Below are 22724 nucleotides of genomic sequence, written 5' to 3'. Positions count from 1 at the left end.
ATAATGGATACCAAATATAACCCGAAAGATATCGAACAGCCGCTCTATGAGCGCTGGGAACAGCAAGGCTACTTCAAGCCAAACGGTGACACGAGCCAGGAAAGCTTCAGCATCATGATCCCGCCGCCGAACGTCACCGGCAGCTTGCATATGGGCCATGCGTTCCAGCAAACCATTATGGATACCCTGATTCGTTATCAGCGTATGCAAGGGAAAAACACGCTGTGGCAGGCAGGTACTGACCACGCAGGTATCGCCACCCAGATGGTGGTTGAGCGTAAAATCGCCGCCGAAGAGGGCAAAACGCGCCACGATTATGGTCGCGATGCCTTTATCGAAAAAATCTGGCAGTGGAAAGCAGAATCCGGCGGCACCATCACCCGTCAAATGCGTCGTTTAGGCAACTCGGTGGACTGGGAGCGCGAGCGCTTCACCATGGATGAAGGCCTGTCCAACGCGGTGAAAGAGGTGTTCGTTCGCCTGTATAAAGAAGACCTGATCTACCGTGGCAAGCGCCTGGTGAACTGGGATCCGAAACTGCGCACCGCCATCTCCGATCTGGAAGTGGAAAACCGCGAGAGCAAGGGCTCGATGTGGCACCTGCGCTACCCGCTGGCCGACGGCGCAAAAACCGCTGATGGCAAAGACTATCTGGTGGTCGCCACCACGCGTCCAGAAACGGTGCTGGGGGATACCGGTGTTGCGGTCAACCCGGAAGATCCGCGCTACAAAGATCTGATCGGCAAGTTCCTGATCCTGCCGCTGGTGGATCGTCGTATTCCGATCGTCGCTGATGAACACGCTGACATGGAAAAAGGCACCGGTTGCGTGAAGATCACTCCGGCGCACGATTTTAACGACTACGAAGTCGGTAAACGTCACCAGTTGCCGATGATCAACATCCTGACGTTCGATGGCGACATCCGTCAGGAAGCTGAAGTGTTTGATACCAACGGCGAAGCCAGCACGGTATACAGCAATGACATTCCTGATTTCCTGCGCGGCGTTGAGCGTTTTGCCGCCCGTAAAGCGGTGGTTGCCAAGCTGGATGAGCTGGGCTTGCTTGATGAGATCAAACCGCACGATCTGACCGTTCCCTACGGCGATCGCGGCGGCGTGGTCATCGAACCGATGCTGACCGACCAGTGGTACGTGCGCGCTGGCGTATTGGCAAAACCGGCGGTGGAAGCGGTGGAAGATGGCCGTATCCAGTTTGTGCCGAAGCAGTATGAGAACATGTATTTCAGTTGGATGCGTGACATTCAGGACTGGTGTATCTCGCGCCAATTATGGTGGGGCCACCGTATTCCGGCATGGTACGACAACAGCGGCCACGTTTATGTAGGCCGTGATGAAGCGGAAGTGCGCCGCGAGTATCAGCTCGCCGACACGGTTGAACTGCGCCAGGACGAAGACGTGCTGGACACCTGGTTCTCCTCCGGGCTGTGGACCTTCTCCACCCTCGGCTGGCCGGAACAAACGGCAGAGCTGAAAGCGTTCCATCCGAGCAGCGTGATGGTAAGCGGCTTCGACATCATCTTCTTCTGGATTGCACGCATGATCATGCTGACCATGCACTTCGTGAAAGATGACGAAGGCAAGCCGCAGGTGCCGTTCCACACCGTGTACATGACCGGGCTTATCCGCGATGACGAAGGGCAGAAAATGTCCAAGTCCAAAGGGAACGTGATCGACCCGCTGGACATGGTGGACGGTATCTCGTTGCCTGAGTTGCTGGAAAAACGCACCGGTAACATGATGCAGCCGCAGTTGGCGGAGAAAATCCGTAAACGCACCGAGAAACAGTTCCCTAATGGTATTGAACCGCACGGTACTGATGCCCTGCGCTTCACCCTGGCGGCACTGGCTTCTACCGGTCGTGATATCAACTGGGACATGAAGCGCCTGGAAGGTTATCGCAACTTCTGTAACAAGCTGTGGAACGCCAGCCGTTTTGTGCTGATGAACACCGAAGGGCAAGATTGCGGTTTTAACGGCGGCGAGAAAGTGCTGTCACTGGCCGATCGCTGGATTCTGGCTGAATTCAACCGCACGGTGAAAGCCTTCCGCGACGCGCTGGACGGTTACCGCTTCGATATTGCCGCCGGTATCCTGTACGAGTTCACCTGGAACCAGTTCTGCGACTGGTATCTGGAGCTGGCTAAACCGGTAATGAACGGTGGCAGCGAGGCGGAACTGCGCGGTACGCGCCACACGCTGGTTACGGTGTTGGAAGCGCTGCTGCGTCTGGCGCACCCGATCATTCCGTTTATCACGGAAACCATCTGGCAGCAGGTTAAAGTGCTGAAGGGCGTTACCGACGATACCATCATGCTGCAACCGTTCCCGACCTATGATGCCACCGCAGAAGATGCACAGGCGCTGGCCGATCTGGAATGGATCAAGCAGGCGATCACCGCCGTGCGTAATATTCGCGCCGAGATGAACATCGCGCCGGGCAAACCGCTCGATGTACTGTTGCGTGATGCAACGCCGGAAACGCAACGTCGCGTGGAAGCGAACCGCAGCTTTATCCAAACGCTGGCGCGTCTGGCAAGCGTTCAACTGTTGCCTGCTGGCGAAAAAGGCCCGGTAGCGGTTACCTCCCTGCTGGAAGGCGCGGAGTTGCTGATCCCGATGCTTGATCTGGTCGACAAAGACGCAGAGCTGGAGCGTTTGGCCAAGGAAGTTGCCAAGGTTGAAGCGGAAATCAACCGCATCGACAGCAAGCTTTCCAATGAAGGCTTTGTTGCGCGCGCACCGGAAGCGGTTATCGCCAAAGAGCGTGAAAAACGTGACGGCTATGCGGTAGCGAAAGCAAAACTGTTGGAACAGCAGGCCACCATTGCCGCGCTGTAATCGATAATTACCCCGTGTAAATAAAAAGCCCGGACCGCCAAGTCCGGGCTTTTTTTTATGAAATGAACTACTTTTCTTGTGCCTTGATGGCATCAAGGCGCTGTTGCATATCGGGATGCGTGCTGAGCCAATCAGGCATAACACGCTCAATCTGATGCTCTTTTTCCGATACCGTCATCAATTGCTGATAGATGTCCTGCATCGCCTGAAGCGAACGCCCCTGCCGCTGCATTTCCGCTATCGCCCACGCATCCGCTTCACGCTCCATATCACGAGAGAATTGCAGCTCATTCACGAAGGCCGCGGACTGTAGCAGGGTATCCCCCACACCGCTGACATCGCCGGTGATCCACATAAACGTCAATGACACCAACGAGGAGCGCACCAGCATGCGCATTGGGTGGCGATAAGCATGGTGACCCATTTCATGCAGCATCACGGCAACCAGACCATCGTCGTGGCGCGACAGCTTAACCAACTCATCGCTGACGATCAGCGTGCCATCGGCCAGCATAAATGCATTTGGACCAATGCCCGGCGCACTCATCAGGCGCAGACGCAACGGGGTGCGCGCCTGACGCATTTCCGGCGGTTGCGCCTGCTCAAACAGGCGCTGCAACGCCTGCTGGCGCGCTTCAGGAAGGGTTGACGGCGCTAGCTCGGTGCGCTCCAGCAAGGCGAGCGTATGTTCCCCCAACTGCTGTTCCACCGCAGTGGGGACATGCAACGCCACTGTGGCACTCAGCCAAGGCAGCACCACATACACATAGCTCAACGCTACCAACACCGTCGCCAGCAGGGTAAACAGCGCGCCCCGTTTGTACTTCTCTAGCCGGTACACCAGGCTGGGAGGCTTATGTTGCGCGACCCAGGCACGAAACAGCGCATCATCAGCAGGCCGAAAGCGCCCGCCATCAGGGAAGGTCAACGTCAACGGTATTGAGCCTAACGCTTGCGAGACCTCGACTTGCGCCAACATAAACGCCTGTGAACCCGCGTCGTGGCACATCAGCACCAAAGAAGCATCCAGCTCACCAAGCGTCACGCGTGCCGCCTCCTGTGCGGCACGCCCCGGATACTGATAGTATCCCTCGATAATCATCAGGTCGCCTTAGATGCCCACGTTGAGATCCAGTGCGCTGATAGCCTCTTCCGCCACCGCCGAACGCGCGGTATCACCGTGCGCCTGCACGTCCAGCAGAGAAAGGTCACCGCTCACTTGCGTGGCATTCGCCATGAAGCGCGCATAGCGCACCTGTGCTACCGGCGCGGCCAGCCCCAAAGAAAATAGCGTAATCAGTGTGTTGGTAAATAACAGCATCAGGTAAGCGCCCAATTTCATGTTGGAGTGCACCTGGACATTGTCACTGAGCGTGGTATTGCTAAAGATATAGTTGCGTTCCGCCACCACGATATAGCACTTGGCAACCAGACCGCCAATAATCAACGACACATACGCCGCGATCAGTTTGAAGATGCCTTCATAGGGCGACGTGTAGTCCACGCGATGCGTGATATGCCCACCCGTTTGTACATATTCCATCACTGAAAGCAGTACAGCCCCTGAAAACCACAGCGTCCATATCAGGAAGGGGATAAAAAACAACAGGCTGAAAAAGGCAATTTTAATAAACGCCGCTTTACTGATCGCGGCATTAAATGCCGCGGTACCAAACCGCAGGTTATTCACATAAAGATCGGCGATCATATACTTCATCACGCCGCCCAACGCAATCAACGCGGGGATGTAAAGCAGTGCAGCAACAATTAGCGGTGTCGCATTGCTGATAAGCGAAGAAAAGCTGCCGACAGTGGTCATCAACAGCACCAGCACAGCGGCCATTAATAGCGGAATCGCCAAAAACGTCCAATAGCCACTTTTTACGCTGCCCAAATAGTTAAAACGCACGCCGCGATAACTGGTCATAATGGCGTTATAGCGCCAGTTACGAATAATCAGCATCGGCAGCAGCGCGGAAAACACCAGCAATACCGCCAGCCCGACCACAGGTGTAAACAGCAGCAAAAGATACAGCAGCACCAGCGCGCCAATCACGATGATGCGCCCTTTCAGGATCTGGATGGGCTCGGCGTGATAATCAAAACGATCGCCGTTAATCTCAGTATTGCCATAAAAATAACGACGGGTGCGCACCGTCGCCCAGGCAGAATAAATACCCAGGGTGATCGTGGTTAATAGCGCATTGACCAGCCAGATTAAAAAATACTCTCCCGATTTCCCATGAAAAACCACGGCATGTTTGCCGTTCCCTTGCGAGATATTGTCACTCATAACACTTTCATCCTAAAAGAAGTGGAAAAAATCCAAAAACTAAAAATAAGTCAAATTTATTGATGCAATATAATAAAAACACCTGATTTGAACACGCAGAATAGAAAAAATAAACTTTTTTTTGCATTTGATAAATGCATCGATATAAATATGAATTATGCACTGCGATAAATCTGATAAATCAGGCAAAGAGAGGATGGTATTGCGCGGAGAAATACATACACCCAATACGCTTATTTAGTTAGCAGAATAAATATTCTATATTGATATAAAAAAGGCTCCGCCGAGACGGAACCTGTTTTGTCTGGCGATTAACGCACGCCCACCAGTGCCACGGGCGATACCGCCGGGAACAGCCCATTCTCAGACACATGCCCATCATCAAGTTGAAAACTGGCGATAGCATGCTGCAAGTGAGAAACCTGATCCTGCAACGATCCTGCCGCAGTTGCCACCTCGGCCACCAGCCCGGCGTTCTGCTGCGTCACGCCATCCATCTGATTAATCGCGATATTGATTTGCGAAATGCCCCGGCTTTGTTCACCGGATGCCATCATGATTTCATCCATGATGTCCGCCACTTTCCTCACGTCATCCAGCACTTCGCTCATGGTTTTTCCGGCCACTTCGACCAGACCAGCACCTTGCTGGATGCTGGTCAGCGAGTTATCAATCATCGAGCCAATTTCTTTGGCTGCCGTGGCGCTACGCTGCGCCAGCGTGCGCACTTCGCTGGCAACCACCGCGAATCCTTTGCCCTGCTCTCCGGCACGCGCCGCTTCCACTGCGGCATTGAGCGCCAGCAGGTTGGTTTGGAAGGCAATACCGTCGATAACCCCGACAATATCGGAGATCTTGGCGGAACTGCGCTGAATGGTGCGCATGGTATCCACTACCTCGGAGACCACACCGCCACCGCGCGCCGCCGAGGCCGAGGCCTTCTGCGCCAGATCGTTAGCCTTGCGGGTGTTATCTTCGTTATTACTGACCGTCGAGAGGATCTGCTCCATGCTTGACGCCGTTTCATCCAGCGATGCCGCCTGCTGCTCTGTGCGGCTGGAGAGATCGATATTGCCGGACGCAATTTCGCCCACGCCAACCCCGATCGCATCAGTGCCGTTACGCACCACGCGCACCATATTCTCCAGCCCGTCACGCATGCGTTGCGCAGCGCCAAACAGCTGCGCGATCTCATTTTTGCCCTGCATTTCAAAGCGAGCGCGCAGATCGCCTTGTGCGATGCGATCGAACACACCAATGGCCTGATTCAATGGCTTAACCACCAGATGCGTCATCACCAGCCAGGAGAGCAGCGCCAATACCAGCGCCAGCGCGATCGCCACCGTCAGCATCATCTCCATACGGTTGATGCTGGTGTTGGAGGCGGTGTAGGCGTCATCGATATTCTGGCGTTTAAACTGCACCAGCTTCTTGGACGCAGCATCAAAATCGGCATAGAGCACGGTGGATTTACCCGCGCGCTGGCGATATTCATCCAGGTTTCCGGCTTCCAGCGCGGCAAGCGCCGGGGTGATAAAGGTGGTCATCAAGGTTTCACGCTTGCGGGCCATCTCGGCGGAAATCGCCTTCTCTTGCTCCGCCTGCGGATAGGTCAAATACTCCTGCCATTTTTCACTGGCACCGTCAATTTTCCCTTTGGCGCGTTTTAATGCCACCGTTGCCGCGTCCTGCGAGCCGTTGCTCATCAGCGATTCATACAAGCGCAGATCGAGACGCGCGCGCAGCAGTAATTCCGAACTTTCATTTAATGCGACCAGCCCGGGCAGCACTTCTTTATCAACTCTGGCGAAGGAGTGATTACCTGATTGGGCAGCAAACAGCCCCAGCATCCCGACAAACAGCAACAGCGCTGTCAACGATAAGACCATGATGCTGAGCGTCGTGCGGATCTTTATCTTACGAAACATACATCGTCCCTAGTGAGTGGTCATCAAGAGCAAGCCGGGCAGGCGCTTCATTGTGAACACGCCTGCCCGGAAGAAAAAACCGCAGTTATTGATGGGAAGGCGTTTTCGCCAGGAATTCACCCAGCGCAGTGCGATAGAAGCGGGCGGACATCATGGTTCCATGGCCGCTGGTTTCCGCACTTGCCGGAATCAAGAACAGCGATGCCTGTTTGACCTTTTTCAACGCGGGTTCCAGCGAGCCAATTTCCACCGGATTACGCTCATCATCAGCGGCGTTGATCACCAGCATCGGGGCCTTGATGCGTTCCAGACCGGACATCGCGTTGTAATCCGCCGAGGAATTCCAGATATAGATGAAGTCATTGGCATCACTGGTCACGGGAGCCGCCAGTCGCGCATCCACCAGCTTATCCGCCAGCTCACGCGTCGGCGCTTTACTCTGGTAAGCCAGGGTGCCGCCCGTGGTGGCGATGCTGAACATGATATTAGCGGTCTGCAAAGCCGGAGGCTGAGTCTGATAATCGCCATTTTTCCAGGCCGGATCGCGTTTGATGGATTCAATCAGCATGCGGCGCAGCATCCAGTTACGGCCCGACAGCGCATTGGGCTGTGACGCCATCGGCACCAGCGCATCCATCATGTCCGGGTATTTTTGCCCCCACAGCCAGGTGTGCATGCCCCCCATGGAGTAGCCCATGACCAGACGCAAATGTTTGATGCCCAACGCTTCCGTCACCAGTCGATATTGTGCCAGCACCATATCATCGTAGTTATATTGCGGGAATTGCGTGCGCAAACCGTCGGAGGGTTTGGAGGATTTCCCCGATCCGATACTTTCGGGAATGATAATAAAGTGTTTCGTCACATCCAGCGGTTGGCCCGGCCCAAATAACTCGCCGCCAAATCCGTCCGCCAGCAGCGCGCTGACCGGCTGATTGGTGCCGTGCAACAGCAGCACCGCAGGCTTACTACGGTCACCCAACGTGTAGTAGTGCAGACGGAGGTCATTACGCGTTTCACCGGTATGAAAACGAAACTCGGCAGGCCGCCAATCGCCTTCCTGAGGCTGTAAGGGTTGTGCGTAAGCGAGGGGAGATAAAAACAGTAAAAACAGGCTAATCCAGCCTGACAACATGCGATGGGCCATACTACTCGTCATCCATAAGGGTAAATGGATTTCAATAATAATGTGTCCCAGGTCACATCCCAATATCGATCGCAGGCTAACCATTAAATAACAATAATATATTGTCATAAGGTAAATTTCTGGCGCATCCTACATAATCAGATAACAATCATAATGTTATGATTGAATAACGTGCAAAACGGCCATACCCGTACAATAACTGTGCCTAATCCATTAGGCAAGAAAAAATGCGCGGACAAAAAATCAACGCAGATAATTGGATCATGGTGAGGCTGCGCATGGCCAATGCCCGTTATCCCGGTATTGCACAAAAACCCTGTTCAATGGTATTACAGCGTAAGAAAATATCATCGTCCCCTATCAGTATAAGAGTAAGCACCATGACAACCGCCCTTCCCCTTTCTCTGCGGATGCGCCCCATTACCGCACAGGACAACGCTGCCATCGCGGCAGTGATCCGCCATGTTTCTGCGGAATTTGGCCTGACGGCAGATAAGGGATATACGGTCTCTGACCCCAATTTAGACAACCTGTTTCAGTTGTATAACCACCCAAACAGCGCCTACTGGGTCATTGAATACGAAGGAGAAGTGGTCGGCGGCGGCGGTGTCGCGCCCTTGCAGGAGGGAGAAGCTGACGTGTGTGAACTGCAAAAGATGTACTTTTTGCCGGTATTACGTGGCAAGGGACTGGCGCGCCAATTGGCGCTGCAAGCGCTCGATTTCGCCCGCCAGAAGGGATTCCGACGCTGCTATCTGGAAACCACCAGCACATTGACGCAGGCGATTGCGCTGTATCGCAAACTGGGGTTTGAACACATTCCGCACGCGATGGGCAACACCGGCCACGGTGACTGTGAAGTCACCATGCTAAAACAGCTCTAAAGCGGCGCGCCGAAGTTCACTTCGGCACGCCCGTGATACCAGAGAGGGATTAATGACGTTTGCCGTCATCGTCCTCATCATAGAAATCGTCGTCTTCGCCTTCTTCGCCTTCTTCACCCTCTTCGCCATCCGGATCCTCGAAGTAGGTGCCCCAACCGTCGTAATTGACGTTGTGACGTGCAGCCAGCTCGATTAACTGTTCTACCTGCTCATCGATCAGCTCGGCATTGAGCGCCATTTCGCTAATGGCATCACAACACATCAGCAGTTTGCCCTCTTCCACTTCCAGTTCTTCCGCATCCGTCACTTCGTAGCCCATTTTAAAGGCATCAACAGCGACCTTTTCCAACGCGTCAAAGTTTTCCGCCGAAAAGTGGTGTTCGATGGTGTACAGTGCGTCCGGATCGCTGCCATCATCCAGCAGTTCTTCGATAATCAGGCGCGTTTCTTCCCGTTGTTCGTCCAGTAAATCGCGGTTTGCCATGTGTCTGTCCCCCGTTAATCTCTACGTTATTACCGTATTCTCCCACACCCCCGACGCCCTCTCCACCATAAAGTTTGACGTCGCCCCTTGAAATTGAATAATTACACATATAAAGTGAATTTTAATTCAACCAACAGCGTTGAGCCACATGGAGATAACTACAATGAACTCGTTTCACCAGCGTCACTTCTTAAGATTAATGGATTTTTCCCCCGCTGAGATCGGCGTACTGTTAACCTTATCTGCCCAACTGAAAGCCGGCAAAAAGAACGGCACCGAAAAACGCTACCTGCAAAATAAAAACATCGCACTCATCTTCGAAAAAGATTCGACCCGTACTCGTTGCTCTTTCGAAGTTGCTGCATACGATCAGGGAGCGCGCGTCACGTATCTCGGCCCAAGCGGCAGCCAGATCGGTCATAAAGAGTCAATGAAGGATACCGCCCGCGTGCTGGGCAGAATTTATGACGGCATCCAATACCGTGGTTACGGCCAGGCGCTGGTGGAAACGCTGGCCGAGTACGCCGGTGTTCCGGTATGGAACGGGCTGACCAACGAGTTTCACCCGACACAACTGCTGGCGGATTTACTGACCATGCAGGAGCATCTGCCTGAGCGCGCCTTTAGCGACATGACGCTGGTCTACGCGGGCGATGCGCGCAACAACATGGGCAACACCATGCTGGAAGCCGCTGCGTTAACCGGTTTGGATCTGCGGCTGGTCGCGCCCAAAGCCTGCTGGCCCGATGCCAATCTGGTGGCCGAGTGCCGCGCTGCTGCCGAGATGACCGGCGGAAAAATCACGCTGACGGAAGATATCGCCGCAGGCGTGGCCGGTGCGGATTTCATCTACACCGACGTGTGGGTTTCCATGGGAGAAGCCAAAGAGGTGTGGCAGGAGCGGATTGCGCTGCTCAAACCCTATCAGGTCAATATGGCGATGCTCGCCGCCACCGGTAACCCGCAGGTGAAATTCTTGCACTGTCTGCCCGCGTTCCATGACGATCACACCACCATCGGCAAGCAAATGGCCGAGCAGTACGGTTTGCACGGCGGCATGGAAGTGACCGATGAGGTGTTTGAATCGGCACACAGCATTGTGTTCGATCAGGCAGAAAACCGCATGCACACCATCAAAGCGGTGATGGTTGCCACGCTCGGTCAGGAATAAGGGCCGCACTCCGCGCCATGCTCAGCGCCTGGCGACGGAGTCTCGGATAACCAAACGTCCTTGATGTTGGCAAGGCGGGATCGGCATGGCATCGCCTTCTGACGCCGCCACCAGGCGACCAATCGCATCCTGAATCATGGCAGCAATCGGCACATGCACCGTGGTTAAGGCGGGAGAAAAGTAGCGCCCAATCAGCATGTCATCAAACCCCGCCAACGACATATCCTGCGGCACCCGTTTTCCGGCATCGAGAAACACCTTGGCTGCGCCAATCGCCATATCATCATTGGCCGCCAGCACACAGGTGACGTCCACATTGCGCGCCAACAGCGTTTGAGCGGCGCGATAGCCGCTTTCCGGCGTCCAGTCCCCTTCCAGACGTAGCGCCTCATTATGTGCGATGCCCGCCGCCTTTAACGTATCAAGGAACCCGGCAAGCCGCTGTTCACCTGACGGGGAACCGGGCAGCCCGGCAATAAAAGCGATGCGCCTATGCCCCTGATCGAGCAGATATTGCGTCATCAGTTGGCTGCTGTGGTAATGCTCGATATAGACCGCGTGATTCTGGTGATGAGGCAGCTTACGGTTAATCACGATGATCGGCGTCTCATGCTGCTCGATCAGCGTTTCCAGCGCTTCTGCCGATAAGAATTTGGGATAGACAATAATGGCTTCGCAACGCAGTGCCAGCAGCATGCCGATGGCATTGCGCTCGTCCTGCGCGCTGTTTTTACCATCCGCCAGAATCAGCTGGCGCTGATGCTTTTCACTGCATGACGCCGCCTGATAGGTCATTTCGGAAAAAAACGGTCCCTGATACAGAGAGTTGGTGATCACCAAACCAATCGAGTTGGTTTTGCGGGTGGCGAGCTGACGGGCCAGCAGGTTTGGACTGAATCCGGTTTCCTCGATGGCGCGAAACACGCGCTGCCGCATATCTTCACGTACCACGTTTTTGCCGTTAAGTACGCGAGATACCGTCGCTTTAGAGACGCCCGCCTTTTTCGCCACATCCTGTATCGTAACCATTTTTACTCCTTCCTTAGGGCGCGCGCAGTCACGGCGAGGCCATCATCAACTGTCAGCGAGGAGGCAGCACAACCGCGCTCCCCTCATTACGCGATAAGCACAAACCGCTGCATCACTGAACGGGACGATATTTATATAGGTGATTATGGATGAATATATGAAGGGGGATCAATTATCCCGATGACGCACCGTGCGCGGCACCGAACGTCCTCGGCGTCGCGCGCGGTAGCAAGATTACAGCACCAGTGACGCGTCGATCTTCACGACGGCTTTGCGCACGCGTGCAGGTTCACCCACAGCACACAGCGGCTTGTGGACTTCGCCTGGGAAGAAGACAACAAAATCACCCGGTTGCATGACAAAGGTTTTTTCCTGCTCACCGGCAGACAAAAACGCGATGTCTTTATCCGCCAACCAGTCGGTGTCAGGCGTGCCTGCCGGCAGGTTGCTGAAAGTCATGCCTTCAACGCCGTTGAGCACAATCTGAATATCCAGATATTTGGCATGGTATTCAGCGCGACGTTGTTCAAACGCTTCAGTGCTGTCATTGGAAACCAGCACAAACACGTTGTTGCCATCGACATCGTGCTTGCCCAGCGGGGTATCAGCCGTAATATTGGCTTTTACGTACTCGATCGCGTCGCGCAGTTTGGCAGGCAGATAAGGAACCAATTCAAGCTGGTGGATATTCCCGGTGATCATAGTAAATCCTCTCGTGAAAAGTAAAACGTCGTTTTAGCGAACTTTATACTCCGCCATAGGCATTCTCGCTAGTCTACAGTGGCAAAAGTGCTACCTATCCCCTTTATTTTCATTGGTCGAACGCGTAAGGTTTTCTCTAAGCAACCGATTGCCAATGCCTAAAAATGCGACTATTGCGCATAAATTAGCGCTTGAAATAGCAAATCTCGCGCGTATAATGCGCCACAATTTGCCAGGAGGAACCATGTGCGCTTGCCTCACCACATGCTGTATTTATCACGCTGCTGACCCCTTTTTTCGTCAGCGCGCCGCCTCTTTTCCGGCAATCACCGATCGTTTAAAAAAAGCCCCTCGTTGAAGGGGCTTTTTTTTGCCTGTTATACCGGGCGAACCTCGTCGGCCGACAGCGGTAGGACGAGAGAAAAATGTTTCAGGGCTAACCGTTGGGAGAAAAGCAAACATGGTCAATCCGCTTTATCAAAAACACATCATCTCGATTAACGACCTCACCCGCGAAGATTTGGAGCTGGCGTTGCAGGTAGCCGCTAGCCTGAAGGCCAAACCGCAGCCGGAGTTGTTAAAACATAAAGTGATCGCCAGCTGTTTCTTTGAGGCCTCGACGCGCACCCGGCTCTCTTTTGAGACCGCGATGCACCGTCTGGGGGCCTCCGTGGTCGGTTTTGCTGACAGCAATAACACGTCACTCGGCAAGAAGGGCGAGACGCTGGCGGATACCATTTCGGTTATCGGCCACTATGTCGATGCCATCGTAATGCGCCATCCGCAGGAAGGCGCCGCGCGTCTTGCCACCGAGTTCTCCGGTGGCATTCCGGTGCTCAACGCCGGAGACGGTGCCAACCAGCACCCGACGCAAACCCTGCTCGACCTGTTCACCATTCAGGAAACCCAGGGACGCTTGAATAACATCAATATTGCCATGGTCGGTGACCTGAAATACGGTCGCACCGTGCACTCCCTGACGCAGGCGCTGGCGAAATTCGACGGCAACCGCTTCTACTTTATCGCGCCCGACGCACTGGCGATGCCGGATTACATTCTGGCGATGCTGGAAGAGAAGAACATCACCTACAGTCTGCACACCAGCATTGAAGAGGTGGTGTCGGAGCTGGATATTCTGTACATGACCCGCGTACAGAAAGAGCGGCTGGACCCGTCCGAATACATCAATATCAAATCGCAGTTTGTGCTGCGCGCCGCCGATCTGGAAACAGCCCGCGACAACCTGAAAGTACTGCATCCGCTGCCGCGCGTGGATGAGATAACGACGGATGTCGACAGCACGCCTTACGCCTATTACTTCCAACAGGCAGGCAACGGCATCTTTGCACGTCAGGCGCTGCTGGCGCTGGTATTAAATCGCGAACTGGTTCTGTGAGAGGGGAAAGCATCATGACTCAGGATAATAAATTACAGGTTGAAGCCATCAAACGCGGCACCGTTATCGACCATATCCCGGCGCAGGTGGGCTTCAAGCTGCTGACGCTGTTCAAGCTGACCGCCACCGACCAGCGCATCACCATCGGGCTGAACCTGCCTTCCAATCATCTGGGGCGCAAGGATCTGATCAAGATAGAAAATATCTTCCTGACAGAGCAGCAGGCCAACCAGTTGGCGATCTACGCCCCGCAGGCCACGGTAAACCAGATTGATGACTACGCGGTGGTACGCAAACTGGTGCCCAGCCTGCCGGAACGTATTGATGGCGTGCTGACCTGCCCGAACAGCAACTGCATCAGCCGCAGTGAACCGGTCACCTCATCGTTCAGCGTCAAGCAACGCGATGGCGATGCGCACCTCAAGTGCAAATACTGCGAGAAAGAGTTTGAACGCCAGGCTGTGCTGGCTGACCGCTAAGCCACTGTGCGGCGCTGGTTCATCAATACCATTGCCTGCGCCGCGCTTTTCTGAATAATGGTAAGCTGTCTCCCGCCCGGCGCAGGCCCGGTGGGAATTGTCCCTTCGAAAATAGCCATGTCGAAATCCAGGAGAAGCCATGTCACGTAGCATCAGTACGGAACACGCCCCAGCCGCTATCGGCCCTTATGTACAAGGTGTCGATCTGGGCAGCATGATCATCACTTCCGGTCAGATTCCGGTAAACCCGAAAAGCGGCCTGATTGCCGAGGACATCGTCGCACAAACGCGCCAGTCTCTTGAAAACGTGCAGGCCATTGTGGAAGCGGCAGGCCTGAAAGTCGCCGACATCGTGAAAACCACGGTTTTTGTGAAAGACCTGCAAGACTTTGCCACCGTTAACGCCACTTACGAAGCCTTCTTTACTCTGCATCAGGCACCGTTCCCGGCGCGCTCCTGCGTAGAAGTGGCGCGTCTGCCGAAAGATGTGAAGATCGAAATCGAAGCCATCGCGGTACGCCGCTAAGCGCACTCGGGGCTATACCCTCGCCCCGTCAGACTGATGAAAAAGCTCGTTATTAGGTGAAGTGCGGCGATGGGGTCGTAGCGGCGTAAGCCGCCGGAGCGCCCCTCGTCGTGATTCACCGGGAAACACGGACACACCCAGCGATATAATTGCCCCGCTTATTGTTATTTCCCTACGTTTATTATGCTTTTTTGTTCGTAATTTGCCTTATGGCGCAGAGATAAAAAACTACTAATCAAATCAATACATTATTTTTATTTCGCTCAACGGCATTGCACACCCTTTCTACGCTGCTCGAAATTCTTTGTTCCAGGTCAATAAATCGCGAATTTCTTTTCACCCAAAACTACATATAGTGTCTATCATAATTACAGACACTACATGTAGTACTTATCCACAATATCATCCACAACCCCCCGCAGCCCTTGTCCGCTGCGGATTCCGCTTGTGGACAACTCTGAGGAACGAACGTTGAAACCAGTAGTGATTAAACGGGACGGTTGCCAGGTGCCTTTTGATGAGATGCTCATCAAGCAGGCGGTCGAACGTGCTGCGCATGCGGCAGGAGTTGATGATACAGATTACTGTGCAACCGTGGCCTGTGCGGTCGCTCAACAAATGCAAGGGAAAGCACGTGTCGATATCCGTGATATCCAGGACGCTGTCGAAAACCTGCTGATGTCTGGCCAGTATAAGCAGCTTGCACGTACCTACATTGAGTACCGTCACGATCGTGATGTCGCCCGCGAACAGCGTGGCCGTTTGAATCAGGAAATTCGCGGTCTGGTTGAACAGAGCAACATGGCCCTGCTCAACGAGAACGCCAACAAAGACAGTAAAGTGATCCCCACCCAGCGCGACCTGCTGGCCGGGATCGTTGCCAAGCACTATGCCAAGCAGCATATCCTGCCGCGCGACGTGGTGCTTGCCCATGAGCGCGGTGAAATTCACTACCACGATCTGGACTACTCCCCGTTCTTCCCGATGTTCAACTGTATGCTGATCGATCTGGAAGGCATGTTGACCAAAGGGTTCAAGATGGGTAATGCGGAGATTGAGCCGCCGAAATCCATCTCAACCGCCACGGCCGTGACCGCCCAAATCATCGCGCAGGTCGCAAGCCACATTTACGGCGGCACCACCATTAACCGTATCGATGAGATTCTGGCACCGTTCGTTACCGCCAGCCATAAAAAGCACCGGGAAACCGCCGATGAGTGGCACATTCCCGATGCAGACGCCTATGCGCTGTCTCGTACCGAAAAAGAGTGCTACGACGCTTTCCAGTCGCTGGAATATGAAGTCAATACGCTGCACACCGCCAATGGTCAAACGCCGTTTGTCACCTTTGGTTTCGGCCTAGGTATCAGTTGGGAATCGCGCCTGATTCAGCAGTCCATCCTGCGCAACCGCATTGCCGGCCTGGGCAAAAACCGTAAAACCGCGGTGTTCCCCAAACTGGTGTTTGCTATCCGCGACGGTGTCAATCACAAGGCTGCCGATCCGAACTATGACATCAAGCAACTGGCACTGGATTGCGCCAGCAAGCGGATGTACCCGGATATCCTCAACTACGATCAGGTGGTTAAGGTTACCGGCTCGTTTAAAACGCCAATGGGCTGCCGCAGCTTCCTCGGGGTGTATGAGGAAGAGGGCAAGCAGATCCACGATGGCCGTAACAACCTCGGGGTAATCAGCCTCAACCTGCCACGCATCGCGCTGGAGGCCGAGCACAACGAAGAGCGCTTCTGGAACCTGCTGGATAATCGTCTGCAACTGGCGAAAAAAGCGCTGATGACGCGTATCGCTCGTTTGGAAAACGTCAAAGCTCGCGTTGCACCGATCCTGTATATGGAAGGAGCCTGCGGCGTACGTCTGAAAGCGGACGACAACGTCGCTGAAATCTTCAAAAACGGCCGGGCGTCTATTTCACTGGGCTATATCGGGGTTCATGAAACCGTTAATGCCCTGTTCGGCAACCAGACACACGTGTTCGACAATGAACAACTGCGTGAAAAGGCGGTCGCCATCGTCGCGCGCCTGAAAGCGGCAACCGAGCAGTGGAAAGAGGAAACGGGTTACGGTTTCAGCCTTTACAGTACGCCGAGTGAAAACCTGTGTGACCGTTTCTGCCGTATCGACACCGCTGAATTTGGCGTGGTACCGGGCGTAACGGATAAAGGTTACTACACCAACAGCTTCCACCTGGACGTGGAGAAGAAGGTGAATCCTTACCAGAAGATCGATTTTGAGATGCCCTACCCACCGCTGGCAAACGGAGGCTTCATTTGCTACGGCGAGTACCCGAACCTGCAACATAACCTCAAAGCGCTGGAAGACGTCTGGGATTACAGCTACAGCCGTGTGCCCTATTACGGCACCAATACGCCGATCGATGAGTGTTACGAGTGCGGCTTCACCGGTGAGTTTGAGTGCACCAGCAAAGGCTTTACCTGTCCGAAATGCGGCAATCACGACTCCGCTCGCGTATCCGTGACGCGCCGGGTGTGCGGCTATCTGGGCAGCCCGGATGCACGTCCGTTCAACGCCGGGAAGCAGGAAGAGGTTAAACGCCGGATCAAGCACCTCGGCAATGGTCAACTGGGCTAACCAGCCCACGCCGTGCCTGACGGCCGCAGGGATGCGGCCAGCTTTGCACGTTTACCGGCGTCAACGGACGCCGGATCTCGTCTATTCAACAAACCATTACCCAGCAAACAATGCCATACCATGAATTATCATCAGTATTACCCGGTTGACGTGGTCAACGGGCCCGGCACGCGCTGTACGCTGTTTGTTTCGGGCTGCGTGCATCAATGCCCAGGTTGCTACAACAAAAGCACCTGGCGGCTCAATTCCGGCCAGCCGTTTACTCAGGCGCTGGAAGACCAGATCATTGCCGATTTACAGGATACGCAGATTCCGCGCCAGGGCTTGACGCTTTCCGGTGGCGATCCGCTCCATCCGCAAAACGTACCGGACGTGCTGCGCCTGGTGGAGCGCATTCGCGCCGAATGCCCCGGAAAAGATATCTGGATGTGGACCGGCTACCTGCTGGCTGAACTCACGCCCGAGCAACAACGGGTCGTGGCGCTCATCAACGTGTTGGTGGACGGAAAATTTGTACAGGATCTCAAGGATCCTGCGTTAATCTGGCGTGGCAGCAGCAATCAGGTCATCCACCGTTTGCGGTGACAGTCGCAGGCTTAACTGAGCAGATCCGGCGCAAGCGGCGGACTGCCCCAGGCGCGCAGTTCCTCAGCTTCGAGCACCGTCACACTGGCTTTTGGCTCCGGTGAAAAGGCGTGATTCATCAGTGCCCTCGCCACCGCTTTACCTTCGATCGCTCGCCATTTAGCAGGCAGCCACTTGAGCAGCGGAGCGGAAAAGTGTTCCAGCGGCCGTCGCGTTGCCCGCTCGCCCAACAGCAGTGAAGGGCGTACCAGCGTCAAATGCCGCCATCCTTGCTGACGTAGCGCCGCTTCCATCTCACCTTTGGTGCGCGAATAGAAAAACGGTGACGTCGCATTGGCGCTCATGGCGCTCACCGTGAGCAGGTGTGTGGCGCCCAGCGCCTTGGCCTGCGCGGCACTGTCGACCACCAGCGTATAGTCAACAAAGCGAAACGCTTGCTTGCTGCCTGCCTGTTTGCGCGTGGTTCCCAGGCAGCAAAACACAATATCGACCGGCTCATGCCATTGCGCCAGCGCAACGCGCACATCCTCATGACAAGGATTGACCAGTTTGTCCTGCGCGGGCAGCGGCCTGCGCGTGGGCGCATAGATAACCTCTACCCGGCTATTGGCTTGCAGCAGCTTCAGCAGTTCCTGCCCAATCAATCCTGTCGCGCCTAGCAGCAATACTCGACTCATGGCTCCTCCTGTTGCCAGATTCATTCAGTTATCCGTCGTTTTGTTCATCGCGGTACCAATAGCGTTTGGTGCCAAACCCCAATGTATTGTCCGTCATCTTCAAGATATCAACTCGCAAGCGCCAAACAGGTGAGGTGGCCCCTCGGGCGATGGGAAAACGCTGCGTGTAGCGCTCACGGGCCGCCACGGCGTCTTCGCCCTGAAGTGATATTGCCTGACCGCTGAACTGAACGCCTTTGATCAGCATGACGGTTTTGGGTTGGCCCGCAATGGTCCCGGCAACCTCCGGGTAGCGCAGCATCATTTCACCGTGGCGCGTCGAGGTTTCTGTCATGATGTAGAAGGCGACCTCATTTTCGTCATAAGTATAGAAGCAGCTCGCACACCATAATTCTGAATTTCCCCCTACGCATAACGTCAACACATGCAGCTTTTTCATATAGCGGGAAATAATAGACAGCTCATTTCCTTTGCTCATCAGGCTTCTCCTGGTGCTATGACACGCATCACACACCCGCGCACGTTAAAACAAAAATCAGAATATTACGCATTACCGATTCCACCGCTATATTCCCTGTGCCATGCATGATTGCACGGTAAAACCTTATCGTGGTTCGATAAGTAACTCGTAGCCTCTCATAATGCGTCATGGCGATGAAAAATCAACCTGTTGTAACCATTACACCGTGCGGTGATGCAAACAGGCAGCGTCATCGATGCCGAAAGCGTAGGCCGTGTATTCAGGATAAAAAGCCCGTGTGAAATCGTGCATGACGGATGCTGGTTGCCGACGGCACACTTTACACGATGCGCTGGGGGGAGAGTTTGACGTTGGTAGGATTATACGGGGACACCGGACGCACAGGAGCAATATACGCGTTTTACCTGAGCGCGCAGGGTGACAGGCCGTCCCGCCAGAAGCGCGGGACGGTACAGGCAATTATTTACCCGCTGACTCCATACCCACCAACCCGACTTTCAGATAGCCCGCCTTACGCAAGGTATCCATCACTCGCATCATGGTTTCATAGTCCACGGTTTTATCTGCCTGGAAGAAGATGGTGGTCTCTTTGTTGGCACTCGTTTGTTCATCCAACAGCGTGGTGAGCCCGGTCTCGCTCACCGCAATATCACCCACATACAGCTGTTTGTCCGCTTTCACCGTCAAATAGACCGGCTTTTCCGGGCGGGGTTGCGGCACCGCAGTGGATGCCGGCAAGTCGACACGAATATCGACGGTCGCCAGCGGCGCTGCCACCATAAAGATGATCAACAGCACCAGCATCACGTCAATGAACGGCGTGACGTTGATGTCATGCATCTCGTTGTCACTGCTCGTATCATCGTGCAAATGCATCGCCATAACTTAACCCACCCGCAGTTTTTGATTAGCTGCAGTCAAACGGTTACCGTTACTCGCGGCCACATCCAAATCGCGGCTCACCAGCAGCAGCACCTGTGCCGCCACATCACCCATCAGCGCTTTATAGCTGCCAATCCCGCGAGCGAACACGTTATAAATCACCACTGCCGGGATGGCGGCGACCAGACCAACCGCGGTGGCCAACAGGGCCTCGGCGATCCCCGGCGCGACCACGGCCAGGTTGGTGGTTTGCGTTTGTGCGATGCCGATAAAGCTGTTCATGATGCCCCAGACCGTACCGAACAGCCCGACGAAGGGTGCCACCGCCCCGACCGTTGCCAAATAGCCGTTACCGCGCCCCATATGGCGACCGGCAGCCGCCACGCGGCGCTCCAGACGGAAAGCGGTACGCTCTTTGATGCCATTATTGTCATCAGAACGGGCAGAAAGGGTTAATTCATTTTGCGCATCGGCCAGCAATATCGCCGCGGTGCTGTCGGCTTTGAAGGCCTCAACGACATCCGCAGCGTCATCTAAGGTGCGTGCCTGTTCCAACGCCGCGTATTCGCGACGCAGGCGACGTTTGGCACCCAGCAGTTCGACGCTTTTACCAAAGAAGATCGCCCAGGTAATCACGGAAGCTAGCAGCAAACCGATCATCACGGATTTCACCACCAGATCCGCATGCTGATACATGCCCCAGACGGAAAGATCGGTTTTCATGATATTGCCTGCACTGCCTTGCGGCAGAGCCAACGGCGATGCAGGCACCGCAGCAGCCCCTGCGACAGCGGGTTCAGCCGCCAAAGGCGTCGATGCCGTAGCGGCAGCCTGTGGTGCGCTGGCGGCAGCGGCGTTGGCAACAGGCGTAGAGGCCGGTGCCGCAAACGCATTTCCACTTAGTCCTGCTGACGTGACCAGCCCCGCCGTTAAAACCAGAGCCGTCAACATGCTACGGGAAAATGCGCTGAACGCGCCGCGTTGTGTAAGCCAGGCGGGCAATGCCTGGGAAAAAATATGACCGACAGCCGTTTTCACGCTGTGCCTCCACCTATACCAATGAATAGTACAACACCAATGAATAGTGCAACGAATCGACGGGAAATGATATCAAACTGAGCACGAATTGATAGTAGTTCTCATTAGTATTTATGCTTTTTGAGCACAAAAAACCCTAATATCCATAAGGGAAAACACTGATTTGGCATGACGACTTCGCGGGTCTGCCAATTTGCCAGCCCAGGAACAACAAAAGTCGCGTTCTGTGATCGACTTTGAGTTATTACACCATTGTTGAGTAAACATCGATAAGTTGTCTTACAGGAAAGACCTTATCAGAAATAATTAATGGCACTAAAAACAATACTATAGACATTCAAATGACACGTAAGAAATCAATTACCATCAATTGTTTCATTCAGTTACCTATATTGCGCTTTTGTGATACGAGTCATTCCGCAAAGTGGTATAATAGGTTAGTTTACCCTTGAATATGAGGGGAAATTATTTTGACTTAATTTTTTAATTCTCTTCATTACGCACCGGGTTTTATTTATAGAACAATAATAGTCGTACCACGAATATATCCTCGAGACTTCTGGAGACCCGAATGAAGCTATCCAAAACACTGATAGGCATCTGCCTAAGCTCCGCCACGCTGTTTATGAGTTATTCAGCCAGCGCATTGCAAATCAAAGCATCCGATGTTCACCCCGAAGGCTATCCCAATGTGGTAGCCGTACAAAAAATGGGAGAGAAATTAAAGGCCGCCACGGATGGAAAACTGGAAATAAAAACCTTTCCAGGCGGGGTATTAGGCGATGAGAAGCAAATGATTGAGCAGGCGCAACTGGGTGCCATCGATATTATTCGCGTCTCCATGACCCCGGTTGCTGCCATTTTGCCAGAAATCGAAGTGTTTACCCTGCCCTATATTTTCCGTGATGAAGATCATATGCACAAAGTGCTGGACGGGAAAATTGGTCAGGAAATTGGTGACAAGATTACCAATAACAGTAAATCCAAGCTGGTGTTCCTTGGCTGGATGGATGCCGGTACGCGCAACCTGATCACCAAAGCCCCGGTCGCCAAACCGGAAGACCTCAAAGGCATGAAGATTCGGGTACAGAGCAGCCCGGTCGCGCTGGCCACGCTGAAAGCCATGGGAGCGAACTCTATCGCCATGGGAACCAGTGAAGTGTTCAGCGGTATGCAAACCGGTGTCATCGATGGCACGGAAAACAATCCGCCCACCTTCGTCGCGCACAACTACATGCCGGTCGCCAAAAACTTTACCTGGAGCCGTCATTTTATTATTCCTGAACTGTTCCTCTATTCAAAAACCAAATGGGATAAACTCACTAAAGATCAACAGGAATTGATTCTTAAATTAGCCAAAGAAGCGCAAATGGAACAGCGTGAATTGTGGAATGCCTATAACCAGCAGTCATTGGATAAAATGAAGGCCGGCGGCGTGAATTTCTACGACATTGATACCGATTACTATTACAAAGCGACACAACCGGTACGCGATCAGTTTGGTGCGAAATACCAGGATCTGATCAAGGCTGTGGCAGACGTGAAATAGTCTA

Annotated in this window: 21 protein-coding genes; 9 read left to right on the top strand and 12 right to left on the bottom strand. The window is 54.0% G+C overall.

All coding sequences use genetic code 11. From position 1 onward, the window contains the following. Nucleotides 1–3 precede the first annotated feature (3 nt). A complete protein-coding gene (locus tag J5069_RS10835; protein ID WP_264643914.1) occupies nucleotides 4–2859 on the top strand; it encodes a valine--tRNA ligase in 2856 nt (951 codons plus the stop codon). A gap of 67 nt (nucleotides 2860–2926) precedes the next feature. Here J5069_RS10835 and J5069_RS10830 read toward each other — a convergent pair whose 3' ends face one another. From J5069_RS10830 to J5069_RS10815, 4 genes are all read right to left on the bottom strand, one after another. Then, nucleotides 2927–3961: a M48 family metallopeptidase gene (locus J5069_RS10830; protein WP_264643913.1), complete on the bottom strand. Its 1035-nt coding sequence runs from the start codon at nucleotides 3959–3961 to the stop codon at nucleotides 2927–2929. 9 nt (nucleotides 3962–3970) lie between these two features. After that, nucleotides 3971–5152, bottom strand: coding sequence for a YjgN family protein (locus tag J5069_RS10825; RefSeq protein WP_264643912.1), 1182 nt, complete (start codon nucleotides 5150–5152; stop codon nucleotides 3971–3973). 311 nt (nucleotides 5153–5463) lie between these two features. Continuing rightward, nucleotides 5464–7080, bottom strand: a complete 1617-nt coding sequence (locus J5069_RS10820) for a methyl-accepting chemotaxis protein (protein ID WP_264643911.1) — start codon at nucleotides 7078–7080, stop codon at nucleotides 5464–5466. Nucleotides 7081–7165: 85 nt separating this feature from the next. Then, nucleotides 7166–8227 carry an alpha/beta fold hydrolase gene (locus J5069_RS10815; RefSeq protein ID WP_264643910.1) on the bottom strand — a complete coding sequence of 354 codons (1062 nt, stop codon included), beginning with the start codon at nucleotides 8225–8227 and terminating at the stop codon, nucleotides 7166–7168. A 380-nt stretch (nucleotides 8228–8607) separates the two neighbouring features. On the opposite strand from J5069_RS10815, the gene J5069_RS10810 reads away from it, so the two are divergent. Beyond that, entirely contained in the window at nucleotides 8608–9111 is a 504-nt protein-coding gene (locus J5069_RS10810) for a GNAT family N-acetyltransferase (RefSeq protein WP_264643909.1), read from the top strand. Between the two features lie 49 nt (nucleotides 9112–9160). Here the strand turns inward: J5069_RS10810 and rraB are convergent, their stop codons facing one another. Beyond that, nucleotides 9161–9595, bottom strand: a complete 435-nt coding sequence (gene rraB / locus J5069_RS10805; protein WP_264643908.1) for a ribonuclease E inhibitor RraB — start codon at nucleotides 9593–9595, stop codon at nucleotides 9161–9163. 163 nt (nucleotides 9596–9758) lie between these two features. On the opposite strand from rraB, the gene argF reads away from it, so the two are divergent. Continuing rightward, a complete protein-coding gene (gene argF, locus J5069_RS10800; RefSeq protein ID WP_264643907.1) occupies nucleotides 9759–10766 on the top strand; it encodes an ornithine carbamoyltransferase in 1008 nt (335 codons plus the stop codon). Nucleotides 10767–10787: 21 nt separating this feature from the next. On the opposite strand, the gene J5069_RS10795 is transcribed toward argF, so the two are convergent. Together J5069_RS10795 and J5069_RS10790 are read right to left on the bottom strand one after the other, a co-directional pair. Continuing rightward, on the bottom strand, nucleotides 10788–11795 hold the full coding sequence (locus tag J5069_RS10795) for a LacI family DNA-binding transcriptional regulator (protein ID WP_264643906.1): 1008 nt from the start codon (nucleotides 11793–11795) through the stop codon (nucleotides 10788–10790). A 234-nt stretch (nucleotides 11796–12029) separates the two neighbouring features. Then, nucleotides 12030–12497 carry a YhcH/YjgK/YiaL family protein gene (locus J5069_RS10790; protein WP_264643905.1) on the bottom strand — a complete coding sequence of 156 codons (468 nt, stop codon included), beginning with the start codon at nucleotides 12495–12497 and terminating at the stop codon, nucleotides 12030–12032. A gap of 460 nt (nucleotides 12498–12957) precedes the next feature. On the opposite strand from J5069_RS10790, the gene pyrB reads away from it, so the two are divergent. Beyond that, the gene (gene pyrB / locus J5069_RS10785) at nucleotides 12958–13893 is read left to right on the top strand and encodes an aspartate carbamoyltransferase (RefSeq protein ID WP_264643904.1); all 936 of its coding nucleotides are present in this window, start codon (nucleotides 12958–12960) and stop codon (nucleotides 13891–13893) included. Nucleotides 13894–13907: 14 nt separating this feature from the next. Then, a complete protein-coding gene (gene pyrI, locus J5069_RS10780) occupies nucleotides 13908–14372 on the top strand; it encodes an aspartate carbamoyltransferase regulatory subunit (protein ID WP_195314358.1) in 465 nt (154 codons plus the stop codon). Here pyrI and J5069_RS10775 read toward each other — a convergent pair. Then, on the bottom strand, nucleotides 14369–14491 hold the full coding sequence (locus J5069_RS10775; RefSeq protein ID WP_264643903.1) for a hypothetical protein: 123 nt from the start codon (nucleotides 14489–14491) through the stop codon (nucleotides 14369–14371). The two genes, pyrI and J5069_RS10775, sit on opposite strands and share 4 nt — an antisense overlap. Before the next feature lie 20 nt (nucleotides 14492–14511). Between J5069_RS10775 and ridA the strand changes: the two genes are divergently transcribed. The 3 genes from ridA to nrdG all read left to right on the top strand — a co-directional run bounded on the left by ridA (nucleotide 14512) and on the right by nrdG (nucleotide 18093). Beyond that, on the top strand, nucleotides 14512–14898 hold the full coding sequence (gene ridA / locus J5069_RS10770) for a 2-iminobutanoate/2-iminopropanoate deaminase (RefSeq protein WP_264643902.1): 387 nt from the start codon (nucleotides 14512–14514) through the stop codon (nucleotides 14896–14898). Between the two features lie 471 nt (nucleotides 14899–15369). Continuing rightward, a complete protein-coding gene (gene nrdD, locus J5069_RS10765) occupies nucleotides 15370–17508 on the top strand; it encodes an anaerobic ribonucleoside-triphosphate reductase (protein WP_264643901.1) in 2139 nt (712 codons plus the stop codon). A 120-nt stretch (nucleotides 17509–17628) separates the two neighbouring features. Continuing rightward, entirely contained in the window at nucleotides 17629–18093 is a 465-nt protein-coding gene (nrdG, locus tag J5069_RS10760; protein WP_264643900.1) for an anaerobic ribonucleoside-triphosphate reductase-activating protein, read from the top strand. Nucleotides 18094–18104: 11 nt separating this feature from the next. On the opposite strand, the gene J5069_RS10755 is transcribed toward nrdG, so the two are convergent. From J5069_RS10755 to exbB, 4 genes are all read right to left on the bottom strand, one after another. Further along, the gene (locus J5069_RS10755) at nucleotides 18105–18770 is read right to left on the bottom strand and encodes an NAD(P)H-binding protein (RefSeq protein WP_264643899.1); all 666 of its coding nucleotides are present in this window, start codon (nucleotides 18768–18770) and stop codon (nucleotides 18105–18107) included. 28 nt (nucleotides 18771–18798) lie between these two features. Next, a complete protein-coding gene (locus J5069_RS10750; protein WP_264643898.1) occupies nucleotides 18799–19248 on the bottom strand; it encodes a YhbP family protein in 450 nt (149 codons plus the stop codon). A gap of 462 nt (nucleotides 19249–19710) precedes the next feature. Continuing rightward, nucleotides 19711–20133 (bottom strand): TonB system transport protein ExbD, encoded by a 423-nt coding sequence (gene exbD / locus J5069_RS10745; protein WP_264643897.1) that lies wholly within the window; start codon nucleotides 20131–20133, stop codon nucleotides 19711–19713. A 3-nt stretch (nucleotides 20134–20136) separates the two neighbouring features. Further along, nucleotides 20137–21171, bottom strand: coding sequence for a tol-pal system-associated acyl-CoA thioesterase (gene exbB, locus J5069_RS10740; protein WP_264643896.1), 1035 nt, complete (start codon nucleotides 21169–21171; stop codon nucleotides 20137–20139). A gap of 571 nt (nucleotides 21172–21742) precedes the next feature. Here exbB and J5069_RS10735 point away from each other — a divergent pair. Further along, a complete protein-coding gene (locus tag J5069_RS10735) occupies nucleotides 21743–22720 on the top strand; it encodes a TRAP transporter substrate-binding protein (RefSeq protein WP_264628106.1) in 978 nt (325 codons plus the stop codon). Nucleotides 22721–22724 lie beyond the last annotated feature (4 nt).

Origin of the sequence: Candidatus Symbiopectobacterium sp. NZEC127, from assembly GCF_025962675.1 — a bacterium.
Classification (GTDB): domain Bacteria; phylum Pseudomonadota; class Gammaproteobacteria; order Enterobacterales; family Enterobacteriaceae; genus Symbiopectobacterium.
The sequence above is the reverse complement of the archived record's forward strand: the minus strand, read 5'-3'. Positions and strand labels throughout refer to the sequence as shown.